Source organism: Agromyces sp. S2-1-8 (assembly GCF_021129215.1).
GTDB lineage: Bacteria > Actinomycetota > Actinomycetes > Actinomycetales > Microbacteriaceae > Agromyces > Agromyces chromiiresistens.
Genome location: NZ_JAJOLP010000001.1, coordinates 1122178 through 1146502, shown reverse-complemented (window position 1 = coordinate 1146502; position 24325 = coordinate 1122178). Strand labels below are relative to the sequence as shown.

The following is a 24325-nucleotide window of genomic DNA, read 5'->3' as shown; positions in this document are numbered from 1 at the left end:
TTCGGGGTATGCAGCCAGGGGCGGCACCGTCGTGGGTGATCCGTGAGAATGCGAGTCGCCCGGTTCTGCTCGCGCTCTATCTGCGCGAGGTGCTCGCGATCTCCTCCCCCGTCGAACTGCCGCGACTGCGCGACGTCGGCCCCGTCGGCGAACGGCTCGAGATCGACGAGCACGACCTGCTCGAGCGCCAGTGGCGCGCGTGGTGGGCGATGACCGTCGAGCCCGAGGCGCATCCGTCGCCCGTGCCGCTCGAACTCGTCGAGGCGTTCGACACCGACGTCGCCCTGCCGGTGAAGGGCGCCGAGATCCTCGCGCGAGAGATCGTCCCGCACGCCGAGGCCGCCCGCGCATGGACGGAGTGGGCGCACGACGCGTATCGCAACGCCTCCGCGGCCCGCCGCGGCGACTCGTACCGCGCGTACGCCGGCACCATCGCCGAGCACGAGCGCGAGGTCGGGCGCCGCGCCCACTCGTTCGAGCTCAACGTCGAGGTGCTGCCGCTGTCGGGCACCGGCGTCTGGTGGATCGGCGCGATGACCGTCGGCGTCACCGATTCGCTGCGGTCGGACGCCTCGGCCTTCGACGACGCGATCCACCCGATCATCGCCGAACTCGCGTAGGCGGGCGTGACAGACTCTCTCGCATGAGCATCTGGTTCGGCGAGCCCTCCCTCGAGTGGGCGAACTCCCGCCGCGACGGCACCGCGATCCACGCACTCGGCATCGAGATGACCGAGGTCACCGACGAGTCCCTGAAGGGCCGCATGCCCGTCGACGGCCGCACGCGCCAGCCCGGGGGCGTGCTGCACGGCGGCGCCTCCGTCGCCCTCGCCGAGACCCTCGCGAGCTGGGGCGCGACCTTCACGGTCGACCCGGCGCAGTTCTACTGCGTCGGCATGGAGATCAACGCGAACCACCTGCGCCCGATCGCCGAGGGATGGGTCTACGGCGAGGCGCGCCCGATCACCCGCGGCCGCACGACGCAGGTGTGGGACATCCGCATCACGCAGGAGGACGGCAAGCTCGTGTGCATCTCGCGGTGCACGATGGCGGTGCTTCCGAAGCCCTCGGAGTACTGAGCCCGGTCATCGGTCGAGCACGCGCGGATGCCTCGGCGCCGGCGCACCGCCCGGATCAGCCGGTCGGTGCCATCGGTCGCGCCCGCTCGACCGACGCGATGACCGCGGCGATCGCCCGCTCGAACCGGTGCTCGGGCGGGGCGCCGTACCCGACCACCATCGTCGGCGGACGCGACGCGACGGTCGCGGCATCCGCGGCGTACGAGGCGAGCCCGCCGTAGCGCAGGCCGATCGCCGAGGCCGCGCGCTCCACCTCCGCCTCGGCGGTACCGCCCGGCAGTTCGAGCAGGCAGTGCAGGCCGGCCTCGAGCCCGGCCACCCGGGCACCGGGCAGTCCGTCGGCGATGAGCCGCTCGAGCCGCTCGCGGCGGGCCCGGTAGCGCAGGCGCGCACCGCGCACGGCCCGGTCGTAGTCGCCCGCCGAGATGAGCGCGGCGAGCGCGAGCTGCGACAGCGCATCGGTCGCAGCCCCGCTCAGCCGTCGTTGCTCGAGCACCGCGTCGCGCAGCGTCGGCGGCACGACGCCCCAGCCGATGCCGAGCGCGGGCGCGAGCGCCTTGCTCGCGGTTCCGCCGTAGACGGTCTGCGCGGGGGCGAGCGCCTGGAACGCGCCGATCGCCCGCCCGTCGAAGCGGAACTCGCCGTCGTAGTCGTCCTCGATCACGATCGCGCCGGCGTCGCGCGCCCAGTCGGCGAGCGTCGTGCGTCGTGACGCGGAGAGCGGAACCCCGGTGGGGAACTGGTGCGCGGGCGTGACGAGCACGGCGTCGACGCCCGTGGCGGCCAGCCGGTCGACGACCATGCCGTCGGCGTCGAGCGGGACCGGCACGGGCTCGAGGCCCGCCGCGGCGAGCACGTCCCGGTGCGAGGAGTGCCCGTACGCCTCGACCGCGATGCGCCGTCCGCCGCGGGCGGCGATCGCCCGGGCCACGAGCGAGAGCAGTTCGCCGAAGCCGTGGGTGACGACGAGGCCGTCGGCGCCGGCGACGACGCCGCGGGTGCGCGCCAGGTACCCGGCGAGCGCCGTGCGCAGCCCGGCCGCGCCTTCTGGCGCGCCGTAGGCGAAGGCGGCTGCGGGCGCGTCGGCCAGCGCCCGTGCGACGGCGCGACCCCACGCCGACCGGCCGAAGCCCGAGGCGTCCGGCAGCCCGCCGCGAAGGTCGAGGTCGAACCGGGTGGATCGGTCGACGCGCGCTCCCGGTGCGGGCTCGGGCACCCCGCGCACCCAGGTGCCCGAGCCGACCCGCGCCTCGAGCCGCCCCTCGCCGACGAGCCGGGCGTAGACCTCGGCCACGCTGTTGCGCGCGAGGCCGAGGTCGGCCGCGAGGGCACGGCTGGGCGGCAGCCGGATGCCCGGCGCGAGCCGGCCGTCGACCACGGCAGCGCGCAACGCCTCCTCGAGCGACGCGGCCTTGCGCCGCGGGTCGACCTCGAGATGCAGATCCAATCCGGAATTGGCCCAATCCTGTGCCACGGCATTGGACGTTACCAGCGCGGCGGTCGATCCGTAGCGTGACTCCCATGACCACGACGACCATCGACACCGCCCCGCCCACCGCTCCCGTCGCCCCGACCCGGCGACTCGACCTCGACGGGGTCGCGCCCGCGTTCGTCCGGGCGGTGAGCGCGCTCGACGACGCCGCCGAGGCCGAGGCCGACCGCGCCGGCATCGAGAAGGGGCTGCGCGAACTCGTGCGCCTCCGCGCCTCGCAGCTCAACGGCTGCTCGTACTGCGTCGACCTGCACTCGCGCGACGCGGCCACGGCCGGCGAGCACGTGCAGCGCCTCTACGCGGTCGCCGTCTGGCGCGAGTCGAACTTCTTCACGGCGCGCGAGCGCGCGGCGTTCGAGCTCGTCGACGCCGTCACCCGGCTCTCGGAGACCCACGTGCCCGACGACGTCTGGCACGAGGCATCCACCGCGTTCACCGACGACGAGCTCGCGGCGCTGCTCGCCCTCGTCGTCTCGGTGAACGCGTGGAACGAACTCGCCGTCTCGACGCGCGGATGGCGCCCCAAGCTGCGCATCTGAGCAACCCCCCGCACTCGGCGGGCTCACCCGCGCGGTGTGGGAGAATCGACGAGGCCGGTTCCGGTCGTTCACCACACCCCCACGAGGAGCCATCGCTCGCATGTGCGGCATCGTCGGCATCGTCTCCACCGAGCCCGTCAACCAGCAGATCTACGACAGCCTGCTGCTCCTGCAGCACCGCGGCCAGGATTCGACGGGCATCGCGACCGCCGACGGCCCCGTCTTCCACATGGCGAAGGCGCGCGGGCAGGTGCGCGAGGCGTTCCGCACCCGCGACATGCGCTCGCTCATCGGCAACATGGGGCTCGGGCACGTGCGGTACACGACGAAGGGCGCCGCCGAGCGCGAAGAGGAGGCGCAGCCGTTCTACGTGAACGCGCCGTACGGCATCATCCTCGTGCACAACGGCAACCTCACGAACACGCGCGAGCTCTCGAGCGACCTGTTCTCGATCGACCGCCGCCACGTGAACTCGACGAGCGACACCGAGATGCTGCTCAACGTGCTCGCGACCGAGCTGCAGGGCCAGATCAAGGGCCTCGAGCTCGACCCCGACCAGGTGTTCGAGGCGGTCTCGCAGGTGCACGAGCGCGTCGAGGGGTCGTACGCGGTGATCTCGATGATCGCCGGTTACGGCCTGCTCGCGTTCCGCGACCCGTTCGGCATCCGCCCGCTCATCCTCGGCAAGCGCGTCACCGAGTCCGGCCGCGACGAGTGGATCGTGGCGAGCGAGTCGCTCGTGCTCGAGAACGGCGACTACGAGATCGTGCGCGACGTCGAGCCCGGCGAGGCGATCTTCATCACCCTCGACGGCGAGATGATCTCGCGCCAGTGCGCGAAGAACCCGGTGCTCGTGCCGTGCTCGTTCGAGTACGTCTACCTCGCCCGACCCGACTCGGTCATGAACGGCATCTCGGTCTACGAGTCGCGCCTGCGCATGGGCGACCGCCTCGCCGACACCGTGGCGACGCACATGCCGCTCGGCGACGTCGACGTCGTCATGCCCATCCCCGACTCGTCGCGCCCGTCGGCGATGCAGGTCGCCCAGAAGCTCGGCATCGAGTACCGCGAGGGCTTCTACAAGAACCGCTACGTCGGCCGCACCTTCATCATGCCCGGCCAGTCCGAGCGCAAGCGATCGGTGCGCCAGAAGCTCAACGCCATGGGTACCGAGTTCCGCGGCAAGAACATCCTCATCGTCGACGACTCGATCGTGCGGGGCACCACGTCGCAGCAGATCGTGCAGATGGCCCGCGACGCCGGCGCCAACAAGGTGACGTTCGCCTCGGCCGCCCCGCCCGTGCGCTACCCGCACGTGTACGGCATCAACATGCCGAGCCGGCAGGAGCTCATCGCCCACGGGCGCAAGATCCCCGAGATCGCGGCCGAGCTCGGCGCCGACCACATGATCTACCAGGAGGTCGCCGACCTGCAGGCGGCGATCACCGAGGGCACCTCGATCGACCGGCTCGACCTCTCGTGCTTCACGGGCGAGTACGTCACCGGCACGGTCACCGAGGAGTACCTCGGCTGGGTGGAGCGCACGCAGCTCAGCTGAGCGGCGCGACGAGCCGACGCCTCCGCTCCGACTCCTCCGACACTGAATCGCGAGCCGACTCGGTGTCGGAGTCGCCACGCGCGTGCGCCGGCGGGTCGGCCGAACGACGACTGGATGCCGCGCGGCGACGTCGATGCCATGCCGCAGGGACCCGAGCCGACGGGGAACCCGATCGACGGGTGTCGGGAGGCGTCTCAGCCGTCGACGCGGTGCGTCTCGTCGTGCTCGGCGACGGCGTGCGTGACGCGGCGCGACATGGCGCGATCGACGACGAGGGCGACGAGGGCGCCGAGGGCGACGCCGACGGCGACGCCGCCGAGCAGCAGGAAGCCGAACACCTGGCCCTGGTCGTACGTGAAGTCCTCTTGCACGCGCTCGGCGATCTGCGCCTCCGTCGGCGCGAAGGCGAACGAGAGCACGAACGCGACGATCGCACCGACGACCGCGCCTGCGAGCATCCACACCCCGTAGCGCGGAGACCGCCGGACCACGACCTCGTCGCGGGTCGCCTCGGTCTCGTACTGCGGTTCGGGCCGTTCGTGGGTGTCGCTCACCCTTCCATTGTCGCGCACCGGCGGCCGGGGAGCGCCGCTCGCGCTCAGACGACCGGCAGCAGCCCCTCGAGGTCGGCGCGCTGTCCGGAGGCGTGCACCGTGCCCGACGTTCGGGCGTCGGCCCACGACCGCGCGCCCGTCGCGAGGGCGAGCCAGGTCGCGGCGTCGGTCTCGATCACGTTGGGCGGCGTGCCGCGGGTGTGCTTCGGCCCCTCGACGCACTGCACGGCCGCGAACGGCGGCACCCGCACCTCGAGCGTGCCGCCCGGCGCCTGCTCGGCGAGCAGCTGCAGCGAGTACCGCACCGCGAGGGCGAGCGTCGCACGGTCGACCGAGGACGTCGCGGCCGCGACATCCCCCTCGTGCCGTGCCGCGATCGCGACGATCGTCGCGACCGCCGCCCGCCCGATCTCGTCGCCGATCCTCGCTCGTGCCATGTGGGCGATTCTGCCACCGACGGGCGACGTGCCTGCGCGCGTCAGGCGTCGCGCGTGCGCCCGCCCTTGGGCGAGACGCCCATGAGCGTGAGGACGAGGATCATCACCGCGCCGGCGAAGATCGCGATGTCGGCGACGTTGCCGATGAACCAGTCGCCGTACCCGATGAAGTCGACGACGTGGCCCCGGCCGAATCCGGGCTCCCGGAACAGTCGATCGCCGAGGTGCGTCACGGCGCCGCCGAGCAGCAGCCCGAGCGCGATCGTCCAGCCGACCGAGCGCACCCGCCACGCGTACCACGCGACGGCGACGGCGCCGACGCCCGCGAGGATCGCGAAGATCCACGTGTGCTCGGTGCCGATCGAGAACGCGGCGCCCGGGTTGTACACGAGCACGAAGCGGATGAGATCGCCGATCACGGGAACGGCGGTGCCGTCGCCGAGTTCGGCGACGGCCCACCACTTGCTGGCCTGATCGACGACCACGACGACGACGGCGATGGCGATCACCCACCAGAACAGGCGCCGGCCGGATGCTGCGGGCTCGCGCGCGGCCGCGGGGCCGGCGTCGGTCGGTGCGTCGCCGGGAGCGGCCGGGTCTGAGCTCATCCGGACATTCTCGCACCGGCGCGCGTTCGCGGCCGCCGCCGTCGAAGCGGAGGGCGACGGCCCGAAGCGGTAGCCTGATCCGGTGAGAATCCTCGTCCTCGGCTCGGGCGCGCGCGAGCACGCCATCATCCTCGCGCTCCTCGATGAGGAGGCCGGCCACGAGATCATCGCCGCTCCCGGCAACGCCGGCATCGCGGCATCGCCGACCTCGTCGGCCCGCGGCAGCGTGACGACCGTCGGCATCGACGCGACCGACGCCGATCTCGTCACCGGGTACGCCGCCGACAACGGCATCGACCTCGTCGTCGTCGGCCCCGAGGCGCCCCTCGTCGCCGGCGTCGCCGACGCGCTCCGCGCCCGCGGCATCCCGGTGTTCGGGCCGGGCAGGCAGGCGGCAGCACTCGAGGGCTCGAAGACCTTCGCGAAGCGCATCATGGACGCCGCTGGCGTCCCGACCGGCCGCGCGACGCTCGCCACCACCATCGACGAGGTCGCCGCGACGCTCGACGAGTTCGGTGCGCCGCACGTCGTGAAGGCCGACGGCCTCGCCGCCGGCAAGGGCGTGCTCGTCACCGAAGACCGCGACGCCGCGCTCGCGCACGCCGCCCACTACCTGCAGCAGGGCCCCGTGCTCGTCGAGGAGTTCCTCGACGGCCAGGAGGTCTCGCTCTTCCTCCTCTCCGACGGCGAGCACGTGCTGCCGCTCTCACCCGCCCAGGACTACAAGCGCCTGCGCGACGGCGACCAGGGCCCGAACACGGGCGGCATGGGCGCCTACTCCCCGCTGCCCTGGCTCGCCGACGCGGTCGACGGTCGAGGCGGTCGGTTCGGCAGCGAGCAGGCATTCGTCGACGAGGTCATCGAGACCATCGCGCTGCCGACGGTGCGCCGGCTCGCGTCGGAGGAGACGCCGTTCATCGGCCTGCTCTACGCGGGACTCATCCTCACCTCCCGCGGGATCCGCGTGATCGAGTTCAACGCCCGCTTCGGCGACCCCGAGACCCAGGTCGTGCTGCCCCGCCTCGAGACCCCGCTGTCGGGCCTGCTGCTCGCGGCCGCCACGGGTGGGCTGGGCGGGCTCGACCGGCCGGTGTTCAGCGACCGGGCCGCCGTCACGGTCGTGCTCGCGAGCGAGGGCTACCCCGAGTCACCCGAGACGGGCCGGGTCATCGAGGGGCTCGACGCCGCGGCATCCGTGCCCGGCGTGCACCTCGCCCACGCCGCGACCGCGGTGGGCGCCCTGCCCGACGACGCGCAGCCGGGCGACGACGCGCCGCTCATCGCGACCGGCGGCCGCGTGCTCAACGTGGTCGCCCTCGGCGACGGCTTCGCCGACGCCCGCCGACGCGCCTACGAGGCCCTCGGCCAGGTGCGGCTCGACGGCGGCCAGTACCGCACCGACATCGCGGCGCGCGTCGCGGAGTGAGCGGCGAAGCGGCCCGAAGCGAGGAGATCAGCATGACCGACACCGGTGAACTGCCCGGCTGGACCCACGTCTACTCGGGCAAGGTGCGCGACCTGTACGTGCCGACGAAGCTGATGACCGACGACGACAGCTGGACGGGCGACCCGCTCGCGACCTCGCCCGTCGTGCTCGTCGTCGCGAGCGACCGCGTGAGCGCGTTCGACCACCTGCTCGAGCCGGCGATCCCGGGCAAGGGCGCCATGCTCACGGCGCTCACGCACTGGTGGTTCGACGAGCTTCCACAGGTGCCGAACCACCTCGCGCACCCGCTCGACGACCGGCTCGAGGTGCTCGAGCTCCCCGAGGTGCCGGCCGAGGTCGCCGACCGGGCGACGCTGTGCCGCACGCTCGACATGTTCCCGATCGAGTGCGTCGTGCGCGGGTACCTCACGGGCAGCGGCTACAAGGAGTACGTCGCGACCGGTGCGATCGGCGGCATCGAGCTGCCCGAGGGCCTCGCCGACGGCGACCGCCTGCCCGAGCCGATCTACACGCCCGCATGGAAGGCGCCGCTCGGCGCGCACGACGAGAACATCTCGTACGAGCGCACGATCGAGCTCGTCGGCGAGGTCGTCGCCGCGCAGCTGCGCGAGCTCTCGCTCGAGGTGTTCGCACGCGCCTCGACCATCGCCGAAGAGCGCGGGCTCATCCTCGCCGACACGAAGTTCGAGTTCGGCGCCGACCGCGCGACGGGCATCGTGACGCTCGCCGACGAGGTGCTCACGAGCGATTCGAGCCGGTACTGGGATGCCGCGGCCTACGCCGCCGGCACGACCCCGGCCGAGCGCATGGCGAGCTTCGACAAGCAGATCGTGCGCGACTGGCTCGCCGCGAACTGGGACCAGCAGGGCCGCCCGCCGGTGCTGCCCGACGAGGTCGTCGCACAGACCGCCGCGCGATATCGCGAGCTGCTCGACCGGCTGCGGCTGCCGATCGAGGGTTGACGAGCGGGCGCTCGGAACCCGGTGGTCGAGGAACGAAGCGAATCGAGACCCGCGCGATGGACACGAGGAGGTGACCCCCACCCGATGAACCTCGACGACCTGCGCCGCCTGCGCCGCGCCCGCGACACGATGGACCGCGACTACGAGCAGCCGCTCGACGTGGAGGCCCTCGCGAGGGTCGCCCTCATGTCGGCGGGGCACTTCTCGCGCAGCTTCCGCGAGGCGTACGGCGAGACCCCGTACAGCTACCTCATGACGCGGCGCATCGAGCGGGCCAAGGCGCTGCTGCGCCGCGGCGACCTCAGCGTGACCGAGGTGTGCTTCGCGGTCGGCTGTACCTCGCTCGGTTCGTTCAGCTCGCGGTTCACCGAGCTCGTCGGCGAGAGCCCGAGCGCCTACCGGGCCCGGTCGCACGACGTCGCGGCGCCGATTCCGGCGTGCATCGTGAAGATCCAGACCCGCCCCGTCAGGAATGGAGAAGCGGGCAAGACCTCGCCTCGGTAGCGTCGAGGTCATGGACATCTCACTCTCCCAGTGCTTCATCGCGGTCGACGACCACGACACCGCGATCCCCTTCTACCGCGACGTGCTCGGCCTCGAGGTGCGCAACGACATCGCCTACGAGGGCATGCGATGGGTCACGGTCGGCTCGCCGTCGCAGCCCGACGTCAACATCGTGCTCGAACCGCCGATCGCCGACCCGAACGCGACCCAGTCCGACAAGGATGCCGCGGCGCAACTGCTCGCCAAGGGCCTGCTGCGCGGCGTGAACTTCACGACGCCCGACGTCGACGCGACGTTCGAGTCGATCCGCGCCGCGGGCGCCGAGGTGCTGCAGGAGCCGATGGACCAGTTCTACGGCGTGCGCGACTGCGCCTTCCGCGACCCTGCGGGCAACATGCTGCGCTTCAGCCAGCCGAGCGCTGGATGACGAGCGCCGCCGCGCAGCGGCCGACTCGAGCCCCCAGCGCGGGCCGCTGACTCGACGGTGGGAACTTCTGACCCGCCGACGGCGTGTCGCGACTCGACGCGCGGACGTGGTCTCAGAAGTTCCTACAGTTCTGTGAGGTCGCCGGCGACCGGGGCGGCGAGCCCCAGCTCCGCGACGACCTCGGCGACCCGCGCCCGCTGCCCCTCGTCGAGGCCGAGGATCGGCCGCGGCAGGCACCGGGCGGGCGCGAGCCCGAGCTGTTCGGCGATCGCGGCGACGACGCGCAGGCTTCCGCCGAGCTCGGCGAACAGCTTCCACAGCGGATCGAGCCGGGCCGATTCCGCGTACGCGTCGGAGACCCGCCCGGCCTGCGCCGCGCGCGTGATGCGAAGCGCCAGCTCGGGCAGCGTGCCGCCGATGACCGAGTACCAGACGTCGCAACCGGCGTTCAGCCCGGTCGCCGCGAACGCATCGCCCGAGATGCCGATCGTCACGTGCTCGGGCACGACCGCGCGGATCGCGGCGACCCGCTCGCGCATCGCCGCCTCATCGAGCGGCATGCCCGGGATCTTGATCGATGCGACGCCCGGCAGCTCGGCGAGCCGCGCGTAGAGCTCGCTCGTGAAGGCGAAGTGCGTCGTGGCGGGGTTGTCGTAGACGATGACCGGCAGCTCGGTGCTCGACACGACCTCACGGAACAGCTCGACGACGTCGTCGTGCGTGAGCGGCTGGTACGTCATCGGGGCGAGCAGCACTCCCCTGGCCCCCGCCGCCTCGGCATTGCGCACGTTCGCGAGCACGTCGCGGGTGCGCAACGCGCCCACGCCGACGACGACCGGCGTCTCGCCCGCGTGCTCGACCGCGAGCCGTGCCACCCGGGCGCGCTCGTCGGTCGAGAGATACGCGTACGACCCGGTCGAGCCGAGCGCGGTGATCGTGTCGACACCCGCGGAAGCGAGCCGCCCGACGAGCCCGGCGAACGCGCGCTCGTCGACGGCGTCGTCGGAGAACGGCGTGAGCGGAAACGCGCTGAGTCCGGTGAATATGCCTGCGCCGGCCATGCGACTACGCCTCCGCCGGCACGTGCGCGAGGCCGAGCGCCGGGTTGCCGTAGACCGTCTGCACCTCGGAGATCACGACGCGGTACTCGCCGAGCCACTCGCCGTTGCGCCCCTTGGCGATGCGGTGGGCGTCCATGCCGACGAGCTCGCGCAGCGCCTCCATGCTCGACCAGTAGTACACCTCGGCGTGCAGCCCGGTCGCCTCGTTGTGCCACTCCTCCTCGCCGAGGAAGCCCGGAATGCGCCGGGCCCGCTCGGCGATCTCGTCGTTGAGGCGATGGAACGCGTCATCCAGTTCGCCGATCTCGAAGATGAACGTCGAACTGCAGGCGGGTGTCGTGCTCATACTCGTTCCTCCAGGGGTGCGGGATCGGGGTCGCCGGTCGGTCGGTTGCGGATGCCTCCGCGCTGCGCTCCCGCCCCGGCGAGCACGACGAGCACGATGCCCGCGACCTGCGCCAACGACGGGATCTGGTGCAGCACGACGAGTCCGAGCACGACGCCGAAGGCGGGCTCGAGCGCCATGAGCGTGCCGAACGCGGTGTGCGTCATGCGGCGCAGGGCCAGCATCTCGAGCCCGAACGGGATGACGGGCGAGAGCAGCGCGAGGCCGGCGGCGACGAGCAGCACCCACCACTCGAAGTGGCCGGCCACCTGCGGTACGCCGACGAAGGCCGTCACCACCGCGGCGATCGGGATCGTGATCGAGAGGCCGCTCACGCCCGAGAAGCGGTCGCCGACCTTCTGCGTGAGCAGGATGTAGACGCCCCAGCCGGTGCCTGCGAGGGCGGCGAAGCCGACCCCGACGAGGTCGACCTGCCGGTGCCAGGGCTCGGTGAGCAGGATGACGCCGGCGAGCGCGAGCACGGGCCAGACGAGCATGCGGCGGCTGTGGCTGCGGATCGCCGCGACGGTGAGCGGCCCGAGGAACTCGATGGCCACGGCCGTGCCGAGCGGAATGCGGTCGACCGCCGACAGGAACGCGACCATCATGACGCCGGTCGCGACGCCGAGGCCGACGAGGGGCAGCACGTCGACGCGGCGGACGCGGCGCAGCGGCGGCCGCGCGATGACGATGAAGAAGAGCGCGCCGAACGCGAGCCGCAGCCACGCGGTGCCGGCTGCGCCGAGCTGCTCGATGAGCGGCACCGAGAGCGCGTTCGTCGCCTGGATCATGAGCATCGCGGCGACCGCCATCGTCCACGGCGGCACCCGCTCGCTCGCGCGGCTCACGATCCCGCCTCGCGATGGGTCGTGCCGACGCCGGGTTCGAACACCGCGAGCGAGAATCGCGCGGGCCGGTCGGCGGTGTTGGCGTAGGCGTGGTCGACGTCGCCGGGGAAGGTCAGCGCGTCGCCGACGGCGAGCGCGTGGGTCGCGTCGCCCACCTCGATGACGAGTTCGCCGTCGAGCACCTGCAGGAGTTCGCGCGTGCCGGTCGAGTGCGCTTCGCTCGCGTGCCGTTCGCCGGGTTCGAGCGTCCAGTCCCAGAGCTCGACGACGTCGGGGGTCTCGGTGCCCGCGACGAGCACGCCACGGCCGCCACGTTCACCGCTCCAGAGCGCGGCGCCCGCGCCGTGGCGGGTCACCTTGACGAGGTCGGATGCCACGGCCCGCGGCTCGACGAGGGCGGGCAGTCCGATGCCCAGGGCGTCGCTGAGTCGCAGCAGCGTGCCGACGCTCGGGTTCACGGCACCCTGCTCGACGTTGACGATCATGCGCCGGCTGACGCCGGCCTCGGCTGCGAGTCGGTCGAGGGTCCAATCGCGCGCCTGTCGCTCGTCGCGCACCCTGCGCCCGATCGCGAGCGCGAGCGTCTCCGTCTCGGCATCCATGAGTGCATGATAGTGCACTGATGGCAGCGTGGCGCCCCCTCGACCGACGACCCGAACGCCGGTGCAGTTCAGTCGAACGGCGCCGCGCGCGCCTCGAGCCAGGCGATCGCCTCGTCGCGCCCGACCGCGCCGGCCGCCACCGCGCGCACGAAACGGTCGATCGCCCGGGGCTCCGGCTCGACGAGGTCGAACCCGTTGAGTTCGTAGAAGACGGCAGTCACGAGCCACGAGAGACGCTTGTTGCCGTCGAACAGCGGATGGTTGCGACTCAGCCCGATGAGCAGCACCGCGGCCTTCTCATGCAGGCCGGGATGCACCTCTTCGCCGAAGACCGGCATCGGTGCGGCGAGCGCCGACAGCAGCAACCCGCGATCGCGCACGTGGAAGCCGCGCGATGCGAGCCACTCCTCGACGTCGGCCGGCTCGACGTACTCGGTCACTGCGACAGCAGGTCGAGCGCGTCGGCGTCGCGTGCCTCGATGCGGGCGAATGCGGCGCGGGTGCGCTCGGCCTTCGCCGCGCGCTCGGCGCGATCGCGGATCGCGGCGAGCACGACGTCGTTCTTCGAGCGGTGCTCGCGTGCGGCAAGCTCGGTGAGCAGTCGGTCGTCCTCTTCGGAGAGGCGCAGCGTGAGGGCCATGAGATCACCTCCGGTGATACCACGATGATACCAGTCGGGGGATGCCGCGATTCTGCCGATCCGGAATGGATTCGCCGCGACATCCGTTAGTATTAGTTGTGCTTACAACCAATGGGGCGCCCGAAGGCGCCGGACTCCTCGCGGCCGACACCGGCATGGGTGCGGTGACGCTGCGCGTCGCCGACCTCGACGACATGATCCGCTACTACCGCGACGGCGTCACCCTCGAGCTGCTCAGCCACGACGGCCCCGTCGCCGTGCTCGGCCGCGGCGCGACGCCGATCGTGATCCTGCAGCACGCGCCCGAGCTGAAGCACGCGTCGCCGCGCGACGCCGGGCTCTTCCACACCGCGATCCTCTTCGACGCGCGTGAAGCGCTCGCGACGGCGATCGCCTCGGTCGCGACTCGCTACCCCGGCACCTTCACCGGCAGCGCCGACCACCTCGTGAGCGAGGCCTTCTACTTCACCGACCCCGAGGGCAACGGCGTCGAGCTGTACTTCGACCGCGACCGCTCGACCTGGAGCTGGGTGCACGGCACCGTCGAGATGGCGACCATCTACCTCGACCCGAACGGCTACCTGCGCGACCACCTCGGCGAGACCGGCACGGCCGCCGTCGCCTCGGGCGACCGGCTGGGCGACGCCGTCGTCGGCCACGTGCACCTCTCGGTCGGCGACGTCGCGAGCGCACGCGAGTTCTACGTCGACCGGCTGGGCTTCGAGACGACCGCCGAGATGGGCGACCAGGCGCTCTTCGTGTCGGCCGGCGGGTACCACCACCACATGGCGATGAACACGTGGAACAGTCGCGGCGCCGGCCGCCGCGGGCTCGCCCTCGGCCTCGGCAAGGTCGAGATCGTCGTGCCCACCGCCGACGACCTCGGCGAACTCGGCGAGCGCATGGCCCACTACCGGGTCGGCACGCGCGACGACGGCCGGACGCTCGCGTTCGACGACCCGTGGGCCAACCTCGTCGAGGTGCGCGCGGCGGGATGATCGGGTCCCGCGGATAGGCTGACCCGATGACCTACCCGCTCCGATCGATCCGCCGATACCCCGTCAAGGCGATGGGCGGCGAGGCCCTCACCCAGGTGGCGCTCGACGCGCGCGGACTCGTCGGCGATCGCGGTTTCGCCGTCGTCGACGTCGACGGCAAGTTCGCGTCGGGCAAGAACACGCGACGCTTCCGCCGGCGCGACGCGGTCTTCGAGTACGCGGCTTCGACGACGGCGGACGGCTCGGTGCAGGTGCAGCGGGGCGACCACGGCCTGTGGCTCGTCGGCGAGGAGGAGCTCGACGCCGACCTGTCCGAGCGCATGGGCGCGAGCGTCCGAGCGCTGCCCGAGCGCGACATCCCCATGCAGGACGGCGGGCAGATCTCGATCGTCGGCACCGCCTCGCTCGCGTGGTGCGCCGAGCGCTTCGGCATCGACTCCGACCCGCGACGGCTGCGCGTCAACCTCGTCGTGGAGACCGACGAGCCGTTCGTCGAGGAGGGCTGGCTCGGGCGGGAGATCACCGTCGGCGACGCCCGGCTGCGGGTCGTCGAACGCATCGAGCGGTGCCGAACCGTGGATGTCGCGCAGGACGGCACGACGGCGGAGGGGCGACTGCTGAAGCCGCTCACGAAGGAGCGCGAGATGTCGCTCGCGGTGTACGCCGACGTGGTGGCGCCCGCGGTGATCCGCGTGGGTGACGGGGTCGGGCTCGCGGGCTGAGGCCGACGAGGCCGAGGTCGCTCGGGGTCGGGTTCAGGCCGCTCGGGGCGTGGTCTCGATACGCGCCCTCCTTCGGGCGCTCCTCGACCGACGGTGGGCCGGCCGGGCGCTACTCGACCGACGGACGCGGCTTCGGGCCCTTCGCGTGGGACATGTCGTGGAAGGCGTCGAACGCCTGGCCCGGCACGGGCATCGGGGTCGTGCCCGGTCGCGCCCGCAGCCCGTCGAGGATGATCGTGAGCTGACGCCGCCAGAACGGCAGGTACTCGCCGCCGTACTGGCCGAGCGAGCCGAGCATGTCGACGAGGATGCTGAGGTCGACGGCCGTGACGTCGGCGCGCAGGGCGCCCTCGGCCTGGGCGCGCTCGATCATGCCGTTGACGAGCGGCTCGAACTCGATGCCCGGGCGATGCGACGGGTCGAGCTCGGCGACCCGTCGCATGACGGCGGGCAGGAACGGCGAGTCCGCGACCCAGGCGCCGAGGCGCTCGACATAGAGCTCGACCGATCGCCAGCCGGTCTCGGCACCGAGGATCTCGGGGGCGAGGTCGTGCAGCTCTGCGACGGCGTTGTCGTAGAGCTCGCGGACGAGTGCGTCGCGATTGGGGAAGTGTCGGTAGACGGTGCCCGCCCCGACTCCCGCGCGCGTCGCGAGCTCGTCGAGCGGCGCGTCGATGCCCCGCTCGGCGAAGAGCCGCCGTGCTTCGGCGAGCAGACGTTCGTGATTGCGCCGTGCGTCCCGGCGCGACGAAGCCGAGGAGGTCATCGCTTCACTGTACGCGGTTCTTCACGTATGATTCGGAGAGCCGTCTCCGTTTACCCGAAGAACGAGACGACCGACCTTCACGGGGGAGTGGAGGACGACCGCGCGGCGGGCGAGCCGGGAGATTACGGCGAGCGCCCGTCGCGTCGGTTCGGGGTCGGAGCGGTGGTCTCGATACGCTCCTTCGTCGCTCCTCGACCGACCTGGTGGCGGCTCAGCGCTACTCGACCGACCGTCGCGCTTAGGCTTGACGGGTGAGTACTGAGTCAGCCAGCGCGGGCGAAGGCGTGAGCGACGGCGTCGCGGCGAACACCCGAACCATCGAGGCGACGGTCGTCACCGACTTCAGCGACCGCATGAGCTACGGCGGCTACCTCGACCTGCCGACGCTGCTCAGCGCGCAGCGCCCGATCTCGCGTCCCGAGCACCACGACGAGCTGCTGTTCATCATCCAGCACCAGACCACCGAGCTGTGGCTGAAGCTCGTGCTGCACGAGCTCGAGACCGCGCGCGACCTGCTGCGCGCCGACGAGCTCGGCCGGGCGCTCAAGTGCATCGCCCGCGTCAAGCACATCCAGAAGACCCTCACCGAGCAGTGGTCGGTGCTCGCGACGCTCACCCCGACCGAGTACGCGCAGTTCCGCGGCGTGCTCGGCAACGCGAGCGGGTTCCAGTCGTACCAGTACCGCGCGGTCGAGTTCGTGCTCGGCAACAAGAACGCGAAGATGCTGCAGATCTTCGAGTCGGATGCCTCGGCCACCGCCCTGCTGCGCCATGCGCTCGAGTCGCCGAGCCTGTACGACGAGTTCCTCCGCCTGCTCGCCCGGGCCGGCTACCCGATCCCGACCGAGGTGCTCGAGCGCGACGTGACCCTCGCCTGGACCTTCACCCCCGAGCTCGTCCCCGTGTTCGCGCAGATCTACGGCGACACCGACGAGCACTGGTCGGCCTACGAGACCTGCGAGGAGCTCGTCGACCTTGAGGACAACTTCCAGCTCTGGCGGTTCCGTCACCTCAAGACCGTCGAGCGCATCATCGGCTCGAAGACCGGCACGGGCGGTTCGAGCGGCGCCCCGTTCCTCAAGCGCGCGCTCGAGCTCACGTTCTTCCCCGAGCTCTACGCGGTGCGAACCGAGATCCCGGGTTGATCATGGGCGACGTGCACGAACCGCTCGGGCGGGCCGCCCGGCGCTCGCTCAACGGGGCGCACGCGGGAGAGGTCGGCGTCGTGCTGCCGCCGTTCATCGACCACCACGTGCACGTCGAGCTCGTCGACCCCGACCCGATCGTCGCCCTCGGCATCGCGGCTGTCGTGGACCTCGGCGCGAGTCCCTCGGTCGTCGCAGCGCGCGCCGCGCGCGACGGGCTGCCGGCCGTGGCGTTCGCCGGCGCCTTCCTGACCGCCGTCGGCGGGTACCCCTCCGATCGGCCGTGGCGGCCCGAGGGCAGCGTGCGAGAGCTCGCCGCGGTCGAGGGCGGCGACGGCGACCGCCGCGACCACACGGCACTGCCCGACTCGATCGAGGCCGCCGTCGACGAGCAGCGCGCGTTCGGGGCATCCGTGGTCAAGGTCGTGCTCAACGCCGATGCGGGCCCGGTGTTCGACCGAGCCACGCTCGAAGCGGTCGTGACCGCCGCGCACGCGCGGAGCCTGCCGGTCGCCGTGCACGCCGAGGGCGCCGGAACTGCGAGCCTCGCGATCGAGGCGGGCGTCGACGCCCTCGTGCACACGCCGTGGACCGAGCGGCTCGACGACGAGCTCATCGCGCGCGCCGCCGCCCGGCAGGCGTGGATCTCGACGCTCGCCATCCACGCGCGCGACTTCGGCGACTCCCCCGAACTCGACTGCGCGATCGACAACCTGGCCCGCTTCCATGCGGCCGGAGGCCGAGTGCTCTACGGCACCGATCTCGGCAACGGCGAGCTGCCCGTGGGGGTGAACGCCGTCGAGCTCGCACTGCTCGAGCGGGCCGGGCTCGAGGCAACCGATCTCGTGCAGGCGCTCGCCGACCCCTGGCCGCGCGCCGAACGCGGCGACTGGGGCCTCGGCGGCATCGCGACGTTCGTCGCGGGCGCCGATCCGGCCGTGCCCGGCACCTCCCCCACCCCCCTGCCCGACCGGCTCGCGACCGCGCGCGTCGTGCCCGCCGACGACCTGGAGTTGTTGTGACCCTCGACCCGAACCTCGCCTTCGCCCGCCGCATGGACCGCGCCGACGGGCTCGCCCACTACCGCAAGCGATTCGTCGGAGCCGACACGGACCTCGTCTACTTCGACGGCAACTCGCTCGGCCGTCCGCCCGTGTCGGCGGTCGAGCGGGTCGAGCGGTTCCTCCGCGAGGACTGGGGCGGACGCCTCATCCGCGGATGGGACGAGGCGTGGCTGCAGCTGCCGACCGAGATCGGCGACCGCGTCGGCCGCGCCGTCATCGAAGCGAAGGCCGGCCAGACCGTCATCGGCGACTCGACGACGGTGCTGCTCTACAAGCTCGCGCGCGCCGCCGTCGACGCGCAGCTCGCTCGCGACCCCCACCGGCGCGAGATCGTGATCGACACCGACAACTTCCCGACCGACCGCTACATCGTCGACGGCATCGCCCGCGAGCGTGGCATGCGACTGCGCTGGATCGACGTCGACACGTCGTCGGGCGTCACCCCCGAGCAGCTCGCCGAGGCCGTCGGGCCTGAGACGGCGCTCGTCGTCGTGTCGCACGTCGCGTACCGCTCGGCCTATCTCGCCGACGCCCCCGAACTCACCCGCATCGCGCACGACGCGGGTGCGCTCATCCTCTGGGACCTCTGCCACTCGGCCGGATCGGTCCCCGTGAAGGCCGATGCGTGGGGCTTCGACCTCGCCGTCGGGTGCACGTACAAGTACCTCAACGGGGGGCCCGGGTCGCCAGCGTTCGCCTACGTGCGCGACGACCTGCAGGGCGTGCTCGAGCAGCCGATCCAGGGCTGGTGGGGCAACACCGACATGTTCATGATGGGGCCGTCGTACGAGCCCGTGCCCGACATCCGACGCTTCACGAGCGGCACCGCGCCGATCGTGGGAATGCTCGCCATGGAGGAGACCCTCGCGATGATCGAAGAGGCGGGGATGCCTGCGCTGCGCGCGAAGTCGATCGCGCTCACCGAGTTCGCGATCGCCCTCGCCGACGAGTGGCTCGCGCCGCTCGGCGTGACGCTCGCCTCCCCCGCCGACGCCGAGGAGCGCGGCGGCCACGTCACGCTGCACCACGATGCGATGCGCGAGGTCACGGCGCGGCTGTGGCAGCGCGACGTCATTCCCGACTACCGCGACCCGGGTGGCCTGCGCATCGGCCTCTCGCCGCTGTCGACGAGCTTCGAGGAGGTGCACCGCGGGCTCGACCTCACGCGCGAGGTGCTCCGCGAGGTGCTCACCGAGCGGGCGGGGCTGGCGTAGCGCGCCGGTCGGCTGCCTCGGCCGCGTACGGAGCGAGGCCGGCCTGCCGCCGAGCGGCGGCGATCTCGTCGAGCCCCGCATCGAGCAGCCACCGGTCGTCGGCACGCCTGCGCGCCGTCTCGAGCACCATGTAGAGCACCGCTCCGGTCACGAGCACCGTGGCCGCGGCGAACGGCCATCCGCTCAGCGCGGACGCCGTGAGCCCGATCGTCATGCACGAGCCGAGGATTTCGAGGACGGCAGCCCAGCTGACGGCTTCGCGCGGCACCAGCTGCTGCCGCGAGCGAAGAAGCCAGGTGAGCATCGTCGCCGCGACCGCGACGGTGATCGCGCACGCGGTCGCCGAAACCGCCAGGGCGAAGTCGGTCGGCACGGCGAACATCCCGGCACCCCGCTTGCCGGCGGCGAAGACCGTGAAAGTGTCGGGAAGCCGGGTCCGCGAGACCGCGAAGGCGATCAGGCAGGCAACGGAGATGATCTGCAGCGCCACCAGTGCGCGATGCTGCGCGAGTGCTGCGCGGCGCAGCGTCCAGCGCCACGATCGCGATGCACGGTCGGCGCCCCCTTCACGACGACGACGCCGTCCGGATCCCACCGCCACCTCCACCGCTTCGCCGAGAGCGCGCATCCACGCCGCGGCACAACGCTACTGCGTGACCGCGCGCGCCGTGCCTGCTCTCCTTCACGATGAGCGAACGCTCACTCGGTGCGAGCGGCCTCCGGCGAGGCATCCGCGTCGACGGGCCCGGCGGTCGCCCCGGCCGGGGCGCTGCCGCTCGCCCCCCACGCGACCGTGACCTTCGGCTTCGCGAAGAAGAGCACGACGATCGCGCCGGCTGCGAAGCCGAGGATCGGCAGGAGCATCGACTGCGACATCGCCGCGGTGAAGCCGTCGAGGACCTGCGGCGGCATGCCGCCCGCCCCACCGCCGGCCTGCTCGGCCGCGTTCGTGTCGAACCCGGGCAGCTCGGCCGTCAGTCGCGCGTTCATGAGGGCCGCGATCGCGGCCGAGCCGAGCACCGAGCCGACCTGACGGGTCATGTTGTAGACGCCCGATCCGGCGCCGGCCTGCGACTGCGGCAGGTTGCGCGTCGCCGACGAGGCGAGCGGTGCCCAGACGCCCGAGAGCCCGAGGCCGAGCAGCCCCGAGGGGATGAGCAGCACCCAGAGCTCGGTGTCGGGCTCGAGCAGCGTCGCCGTCCACGCGAGCGCGGCCGCGGTGATCGCGAAGCCGGCGACGGCGATCCACTTGGGGTCGACACGGTCGACGAGCCTGCCGACGACCGGCGCCATCGCACCCGTGACGACCGCCATCGGGATGAGCATGAGCGCCGCCTGCGTCGGGGTCAGCCCGCGCGCCACCTGGTAGTAGAACGCGAGGGGCAGCGGCATCGACACGATCGCGAGGCCCACGAAGGTGATCGCGACGTTCGAGAGCGAGAAGTTGCGGTCGCGGAAGAGCCCGAGCGGCAGCAGCGGCTCGGCCCGGTTGAACGCCTGCCAGACGACGAACCCGGCGAGCACCACGACGCCCGTGATGATGACGCCCCACACCGTGATCGGCCCGGTGATCGTGCCCCAGTCGTACGTCTCGCCCTCCTGGATGCCGAAGACGACGAGGAACATGCCGACGGCGCTCAGCACGACGCCGAGCCAGTCGAAGCGGTGCGAATGCGTCTCGAGGTTCGACACGAGCCGCCAGGCCGCGATGAACGCGACGATGCCGACGGGCACGTTGACGAAGAAGATCCACTCCCAGCCGAGGGAGTCGACGAGCACGCCGCCGAGGATCGGCCCGACGAGCGTCGCGACGCCCGCGACGGCACCCCAGAGGCCCATGGCCTTGCCGCGCTGGTCGGGCGGGAAGATGCGGGTGATCACGGCCATCGTCTGCGGGGTCATGAGTGCCGCGCCGAGGCCCTGCACCGCGCGGGCGACGATGAGCGTCGTGATGTCGCCCGACAGTCCGCACCACAGCGAGGCGAACGTGAACACGACGAGGCCGATCATGTAGACGCGCTTCGGCCCGAAGCGGTCGCCGAGGCGCCCGGTGATGAGCAGCGGCACCGCGTACGCGAGCAGGTAGGCGCTCGTCACCCAGATCACCGAGGTCAGGTCGGTGTCGAGGTCCTCGAGGATCGCCGGGTTCGCGATCGACACGATCGTCGAGTCGACGAGGATCATGAAGAACCCGATGACGAGCGCCCACAGCGCTGGCCAGGGCTTGAGGGTGCGTTCCATGCGTGGAACCTTCCGGTCGGTGGGGCGGTCGCCCCCGGTCAATGGACGGATGATCTCGAGACGCGCTTCGCGCCACTCGATCCGGCGGCCTCGGGCCAGGCGAGCTCGCCCGACTCGAGATCGCCGATGGTCTGTTCGAGCCACGTCGCCTCGGCGACGAGGAGCGTTCGGGTGTAGTGCACGTTGAGGATGTACGCGGTCGGCAGCCCGCGGGCTTCGATCCTCGCGAGCGAGGCGTCGATGAAGCCGAGCAGCTCGCGGATCGACGCGAGCCTGACGCCGAGCAGCTCGGCGACCTCGGCCGCGGGCAGGTGGTGCGCCTCGCCGATCGCGACGGGGAACTCGGGGTACTCGTTGACGTGGCGGCCGAGCATCTCGGCGATCGTGGCACGCAGCCGCTCGCGCCCCTCGTCGGTGATCGCGTAGACCGTGCGCTCGGGGCGGTTGCCCTGGCGCTCGACCGCAACCTCGGCGATCAGGCCGTCGGCGGCGAAGCGCTCGACGGCCCGGTAGAGCGATCCGGGCGAGACCTTGACGACCTTGTCCTCGGATCGTTCGAGCATGAGCTGGTACATCTCGTAGGCGTGCATGTCGCGTTCGGCGAGCAGCGCCAGCACCGTGACGCCGAGCGGCGAGAGCGTGGTCATTCCGGTCCCCTCCGAGGCATCCGCTCACAACTATTCCGCACGGAATAATACGTCCGGAACAATCGATGCGCAACCGACCGGCGGCCCTCCCGCCTCCGCGTTACCAAGGTGCGGCCACCACGGCAACCCCCTCGCCCGAATCGGGCCGCTCGGGGTTCGCGAGCGTACGATTGCCGATCATCTCGTGAAGGGAGCCCCCCCATGTCCGGCACCGAGAGAGACCTCGACGAGACCGTCGCCGCCGCCCGTCACGCGGCCGAACGCGCCGCCGACCGCGCAGGCGACGTGACCGAAGACCTGGTCGACGAAGCGGGCGACCGGCTCGACGACCTGGGCGACCGCGTCGAGAACGTCGCCGACGCCGTCGGCGACGTGATGAGCGACGTGCGCCGCAGCGCGACCGAAGCGGTCGAGACGATCGGCACCCAGGCGAGCGTCGTCGCCGGGGAGGCGCGGGAGGTGCTCGACGACGGCGTCGCGTACGTCAAGGCACGGTACCGCGAGCACCCCGCAGCGGTCATCGCGGTCGGAGCGGCCGTGGTCGTCGGCGTCTGCCTGGTCGTCAAGGCGCTCACGCGGCGCTGAGCACCGAACGACGGATGCCTCGTCCGGCTGCCTCCGGCCGAGGCATCCCCGATCGACTCGGTGGGGGAGCGCGAGGCGCGCCCCGCCGTCACATCGCGGCGGCGGGCGCGGGCGCTCGGCGTCGGTCGCCGATCACGATCGCGAGGACGACCGCGAGCGCGAGCCCGAACTCGAACACGGCCGAGAGCCACAGCTCGGGGGCCGAGATCACGAGCGAGACGCCGAGCACGACGTGCATCGCGCAGATCGTCAGGATGATCGCGCGGCCCGCCACCTCGTTCGCCCGGTGCACGAGCACGAGCGCCGCGACGATCGCCGCGCCCATGAGCATGTTGTAGACGCCCACGTTGCGGGTCCACAGCGCCACGGCGTCGTACTCGTCGGGGTCGATGAGGAAGATCGGGTACAGCTCTGGGCTGCGAAAGAAGAACGACTCGAGCACGCCGACGGTGACGAGCGTCAGCGCCTCGAGGGCGGCGAGCACCTGCGCGACGGGATTCATGCGATGGATTCTCGTCGCCCGCCGCAGCCGCCGCATCGGGGCCTGCCCCGCCCTGCGGGGTGCGGACAGCCCGACCACGGGAGGCGGTCGACCGCAGGTTAGAATCGAGGCATCCACACCCTCGACACCGGACGGAGAACCGCGGTGCCCACCATCGTCGTCGACGTGATGCCCAAGGCCGAACTGCTCGATCCTCAGGGGAAGGCCGTCGCCGGCGCCCTCGCCCGCACCGGTCACACCGGGTTCAGCGGCGTGCGCATCGGCAAGCGCTTCGAACTCACCGTCGACGGTCCGGTCGACGACGCGCTGCGCGCGAACGTGCAGCAGATCGCGGAGGAGATCCTCTCCAACCAGGTCATCGAGGACGTCGTGGGCATCCACTACGAGGTCACCAACGCCGAGCTCGCCGAAGAGGCGGCCGAGGCCGGTGCGGTCGCGGGCGACGGCTTCGGCGCCCCCGCGGGCGAGACCCACTGAGCGGCGGGGTTCGCATGCGTATCGGCGTCATCACCTTCCCCGGCTCGCTCGACGACCGCGACGCGCAGCGCGCGGTGCGACTCGCGGGCGGCGAGCCCGTCGCGCTCTGGCACGGCTCGCACGACCTCGAGGGCGTCGACGCGCTCATCCTGCCCGGCGGATTCAGCTACGGCGACTACCTGCGCTGCGGTGCGATCGCCTCGCTCTCGCCGATCATGACCGAGGTCGTCGCCGCGGCGAACGCGGGCATGCCCGTGCTCGGCATCTGCAACGGCTTCCAGATGCTGACCGAGGCGGGCCTGCTCGAGGGCGGGCTCATCCGCAACGACCACGGCTCGTTCATCTGCCGCGACCAGGTGCTCACCGTCGAGAACGCGTCGACCGCGTGGACCGCCGAGTTCGACGCCGGCCAGCAGATCACCATCCCGCTGAAGAACGGCGAGGGCGGCTTCATCGCGTCCGACGAGACGCTCGACCGGCTCGAGGGCGAGGGCCGCGTGGTCTTCCGCTACGTCGACGTGAACCCGAACGGGTCGCTGCGCGACATCGCGGGCATCACGAACGCGCGCGGCAACGTCGTCGGCCTGATGCCGCACCCCGAGCACGCCGTCGAGCCGGGCTTCGGCCCCGACACCGCTGCGGCGATGCGCTCGGGCGTCGACGGGCTCGGCTTCTTCACGAGCGTCGTCAAGCGGGCGCTCGTCGAGGCGTAGGCCCCGCGCCGCCTCGCCTCGCCTCGCCTCCCGTCCGCGCGGCGTGCCTCGTCTCCCCCCTCGCCGAGTCGCCAAAAAGTGCTGCTCAGCGTGCATCGAACCGCACTTT

The 24325-nt window shown here is 71.9% G+C and carries 31 protein-coding genes; 16 read left to right on the top strand and 15 right to left on the bottom strand.

Going from position 1 to position 24325, the window contains the following annotated elements:
- Nucleotides 1-8: 8 nt before the first annotated feature.
- Entirely contained in the window at nt 9-620 is a 612-nt protein-coding gene (locus tag LR269_RS05240; RefSeq protein ID WP_231429712.1) for a zinc-binding alcohol dehydrogenase, read from the top strand.
- 23 nt (nt 621-643) lie between these two features.
- Entirely contained in the window at nt 644-1078 is a 435-nt protein-coding gene (locus tag LR269_RS05235; RefSeq protein WP_231429711.1) for a PaaI family thioesterase, read from the top strand.
- Between the two features lie 55 nt (nt 1079-1133).
- Here LR269_RS05235 and LR269_RS05230 read toward each other — a convergent pair whose 3' ends face one another.
- Nucleotides 1134-2525, bottom strand: coding sequence for a PLP-dependent aminotransferase family protein (locus LR269_RS05230; protein ID WP_231429710.1), 1392 nt, complete (start codon nt 2523-2525; stop codon nt 1134-1136).
- Nucleotides 2526-2599: 74 nt separating this feature from the next.
- Here LR269_RS05230 and LR269_RS05225 point away from each other — a divergent pair, with 74 nt between their 5' ends.
- Nucleotides 2600-3109: a carboxymuconolactone decarboxylase family protein gene (locus tag LR269_RS05225; RefSeq protein ID WP_231429709.1), complete on the top strand. Its 510-nt coding sequence runs from the start codon at nt 2600-2602 to the stop codon at nt 3107-3109.
- Nucleotides 3110-3209: 100 nt separating this feature from the next.
- Nucleotides 3210-4667, top strand: coding sequence for an amidophosphoribosyltransferase (gene purF, locus LR269_RS05220; RefSeq protein WP_231429708.1), 1458 nt, complete (start codon nt 3210-3212; stop codon nt 4665-4667).
- Nucleotides 4668-4861: 194 nt separating this feature from the next.
- On the opposite strand, the gene LR269_RS05215 is transcribed toward purF, so the two are convergent.
- From LR269_RS05215 to lspA, 3 genes are read right to left on the bottom strand one after another with little or no spacing between them, the layout of a single operon-like run.
- Entirely contained in the window at nt 4862-5221 is a 360-nt protein-coding gene (locus LR269_RS05215; RefSeq protein WP_231429707.1) for a potassium transporter Trk, read from the bottom strand.
- 44 nt (nt 5222-5265) lie between these two features.
- Nucleotides 5266-5658 carry a sterol carrier family protein gene (locus LR269_RS05210; protein ID WP_231429706.1) on the bottom strand — a complete coding sequence of 131 codons (393 nt, stop codon included), beginning with the start codon at nt 5656-5658 and terminating at the stop codon, nt 5266-5268.
- A 41-nt stretch (nt 5659-5699) separates the two neighbouring features.
- A complete protein-coding gene (lspA, locus tag LR269_RS05205; RefSeq protein ID WP_231429705.1) occupies nt 5700-6266 on the bottom strand; it encodes a signal peptidase II in 567 nt (188 codons plus the stop codon).
- A gap of 82 nt (nt 6267-6348) precedes the next feature.
- Between lspA and purD the strand changes: the two genes are divergently transcribed.
- The 4 genes from purD (at nt 6349) to LR269_RS05185 (ending at nt 9606) form a co-directional block, all read left to right on the top strand.
- Entirely contained in the window at nt 6349-7692 is a 1344-nt protein-coding gene (gene purD / locus LR269_RS05200) for a phosphoribosylamine--glycine ligase (protein WP_231429704.1), read from the top strand.
- Nucleotides 7693-7724: 32 nt separating this feature from the next.
- On the top strand, nt 7725-8675 hold the full coding sequence (locus tag LR269_RS05195) for a phosphoribosylaminoimidazolesuccinocarboxamide synthase (RefSeq protein ID WP_231429703.1): 951 nt from the start codon (nt 7725-7727) through the stop codon (nt 8673-8675).
- A gap of 84 nt (nt 8676-8759) precedes the next feature.
- Nucleotides 8760-9179: a helix-turn-helix transcriptional regulator gene (locus tag LR269_RS05190; protein WP_231429702.1), complete on the top strand. Its 420-nt coding sequence runs from the start codon at nt 8760-8762 to the stop codon at nt 9177-9179.
- Between the two features lie 10 nt (nt 9180-9189).
- Nucleotides 9190-9606 carry a VOC family protein gene (locus LR269_RS05185; protein WP_231429701.1) on the top strand — a complete coding sequence of 139 codons (417 nt, stop codon included), beginning with the start codon at nt 9190-9192 and terminating at the stop codon, nt 9604-9606.
- A 122-nt stretch (nt 9607-9728) separates the two neighbouring features.
- Here the strand turns inward: LR269_RS05185 and LR269_RS05180 are convergent, their stop codons facing one another.
- The 6 genes from LR269_RS05180 to LR269_RS05155 all read right to left on the bottom strand — a co-directional run bounded on the left by LR269_RS05180 (nt 9729) and on the right by LR269_RS05155 (nt 13142).
- The gene (locus LR269_RS05180) at nt 9729-10667 is read right to left on the bottom strand and encodes a dihydrodipicolinate synthase family protein (RefSeq protein ID WP_231429700.1); all 939 of its coding nucleotides are present in this window, start codon (nt 10665-10667) and stop codon (nt 9729-9731) included.
- 4 nt (nt 10668-10671) lie between these two features.
- Nucleotides 10672-11013, bottom strand: a complete 342-nt coding sequence (locus LR269_RS05175) for an antibiotic biosynthesis monooxygenase (protein ID WP_231429699.1) — start codon at nt 11011-11013, stop codon at nt 10672-10674.
- Entirely contained in the window at nt 11010-11864 is an 855-nt protein-coding gene (locus LR269_RS05170) for an EamA family transporter (RefSeq protein WP_231432246.1), read from the bottom strand. The genes LR269_RS05175 and LR269_RS05170 overlap by 4 nt, the downstream gene beginning before the upstream one ends.
- Before the next feature lie 32 nt (nt 11865-11896).
- Nucleotides 11897-12502, bottom strand: a complete 606-nt coding sequence (locus LR269_RS05165; RefSeq protein WP_231429698.1) for an XRE family transcriptional regulator — start codon at nt 12500-12502, stop codon at nt 11897-11899.
- A gap of 68 nt (nt 12503-12570) precedes the next feature.
- Complete coding sequence (locus tag LR269_RS05160; protein WP_231429697.1) at nt 12571-12942, bottom strand: type II toxin-antitoxin system death-on-curing family toxin; 372 nt, start codon at nt 12940-12942, stop codon at nt 12571-12573.
- Nucleotides 12939-13142 (bottom strand): ribbon-helix-helix protein, CopG family, encoded by a 204-nt coding sequence (locus LR269_RS05155; RefSeq protein ID WP_231429696.1) that lies wholly within the window; start codon nt 13140-13142, stop codon nt 12939-12941. Before LR269_RS05155 ends, LR269_RS05160 begins: the two co-directional genes overlap by 4 nt.
- Nucleotides 13143-13297: 155 nt before the next feature.
- Between LR269_RS05155 and LR269_RS05150 the strand changes: the two genes are divergently transcribed.
- Nucleotides 13298-14140, top strand: a complete 843-nt coding sequence (locus LR269_RS05150; RefSeq protein WP_231432245.1) for a VOC family protein — start codon at nt 13298-13300, stop codon at nt 14138-14140.
- A gap of 26 nt (nt 14141-14166) precedes the next feature.
- Nucleotides 14167-14862, top strand: coding sequence for an MOSC domain-containing protein (locus LR269_RS05145; RefSeq protein ID WP_231429695.1), 696 nt, complete (start codon nt 14167-14169; stop codon nt 14860-14862).
- A gap of 109 nt (nt 14863-14971) precedes the next feature.
- On the opposite strand, the gene LR269_RS05140 is transcribed toward LR269_RS05145, so the two are convergent.
- Nucleotides 14972-15628, bottom strand: a complete 657-nt coding sequence (locus LR269_RS05140) for a TetR/AcrR family transcriptional regulator (protein ID WP_231429694.1) — start codon at nt 15626-15628, stop codon at nt 14972-14974.
- A gap of 251 nt (nt 15629-15879) precedes the next feature.
- Here LR269_RS05140 and kynA point away from each other — a divergent pair, with 251 nt between their 5' ends.
- Genes kynA through LR269_RS05125 form a run of 3 tightly spaced genes read left to right on the top strand, consistent with a single transcriptional unit; the run spans nt 15880 to nt 19051 of the window.
- Nucleotides 15880-16773 carry a tryptophan 2,3-dioxygenase gene (gene kynA / locus LR269_RS05135; protein WP_374201082.1) on the top strand — a complete coding sequence of 298 codons (894 nt, stop codon included), beginning with the start codon at nt 15880-15882 and terminating at the stop codon, nt 16771-16773.
- Nucleotides 16774-16784: 11 nt separating this feature from the next.
- Complete coding sequence (locus LR269_RS05130; protein WP_231429693.1) at nt 16785-17795, top strand: amidohydrolase family protein; 1011 nt, start codon at nt 16785-16787, stop codon at nt 17793-17795.
- Between the two features lie 32 nt (nt 17796-17827).
- The gene (locus LR269_RS05125; RefSeq protein ID WP_231432242.1) at nt 17828-19051 is read left to right on the top strand and encodes a kynureninase; all 1224 of its coding nucleotides are present in this window, start codon (nt 17828-17830) and stop codon (nt 19049-19051) included.
- Here LR269_RS05125 and LR269_RS05120 read toward each other — a convergent pair.
- The 3 genes from LR269_RS05120 to LR269_RS05110 all read right to left on the bottom strand — a co-directional run bounded on the left by LR269_RS05120 (nt 19026) and on the right by LR269_RS05110 (nt 21939).
- Nucleotides 19026-19679, bottom strand: a complete 654-nt coding sequence (locus LR269_RS05120; protein ID WP_231429692.1) for a hypothetical protein — start codon at nt 19677-19679, stop codon at nt 19026-19028. The two genes, LR269_RS05125 and LR269_RS05120, sit on opposite strands and share 26 nt — an antisense overlap.
- Nucleotides 19680-19750: 71 nt before the next feature.
- Nucleotides 19751-21292 carry a DHA2 family efflux MFS transporter permease subunit gene (locus LR269_RS05115; protein WP_231429691.1) on the bottom strand — a complete coding sequence of 514 codons (1542 nt, stop codon included), beginning with the start codon at nt 21290-21292 and terminating at the stop codon, nt 19751-19753.
- Nucleotides 21293-21330: 38 nt separating this feature from the next.
- Nucleotides 21331-21939, bottom strand: coding sequence for a PadR family transcriptional regulator (locus LR269_RS05110; protein ID WP_231429690.1), 609 nt, complete (start codon nt 21937-21939; stop codon nt 21331-21333).
- Between the two features lie 201 nt (nt 21940-22140).
- Between LR269_RS05110 and LR269_RS05105 the strand changes: the two genes are divergently transcribed.
- Entirely contained in the window at nt 22141-22524 is a 384-nt protein-coding gene (locus LR269_RS05105; protein WP_231429689.1) for a hypothetical protein, read from the top strand.
- 88 nt (nt 22525-22612) lie between these two features.
- On the opposite strand, the gene LR269_RS05100 is transcribed toward LR269_RS05105, so the two are convergent.
- Nucleotides 22613-23026, bottom strand: coding sequence for a DUF1304 family protein (locus LR269_RS05100; RefSeq protein WP_231429688.1), 414 nt, complete (start codon nt 23024-23026; stop codon nt 22613-22615).
- A 144-nt stretch (nt 23027-23170) separates the two neighbouring features.
- On the opposite strand from LR269_RS05100, the gene purS reads away from it, so the two are divergent.
- Entirely contained in the window at nt 23171-23503 is a 333-nt protein-coding gene (gene purS / locus LR269_RS05095) for a phosphoribosylformylglycinamidine synthase subunit PurS (protein WP_231429687.1), read from the top strand.
- 14 nt (nt 23504-23517) lie between these two features.
- On the top strand, nt 23518-24216 hold the full coding sequence (gene purQ / locus LR269_RS05090) for a phosphoribosylformylglycinamidine synthase subunit PurQ (RefSeq protein WP_231429686.1): 699 nt from the start codon (nt 23518-23520) through the stop codon (nt 24214-24216).
- The last annotated feature ends 109 nt before the right edge of the window (nt 24217-24325 follow it).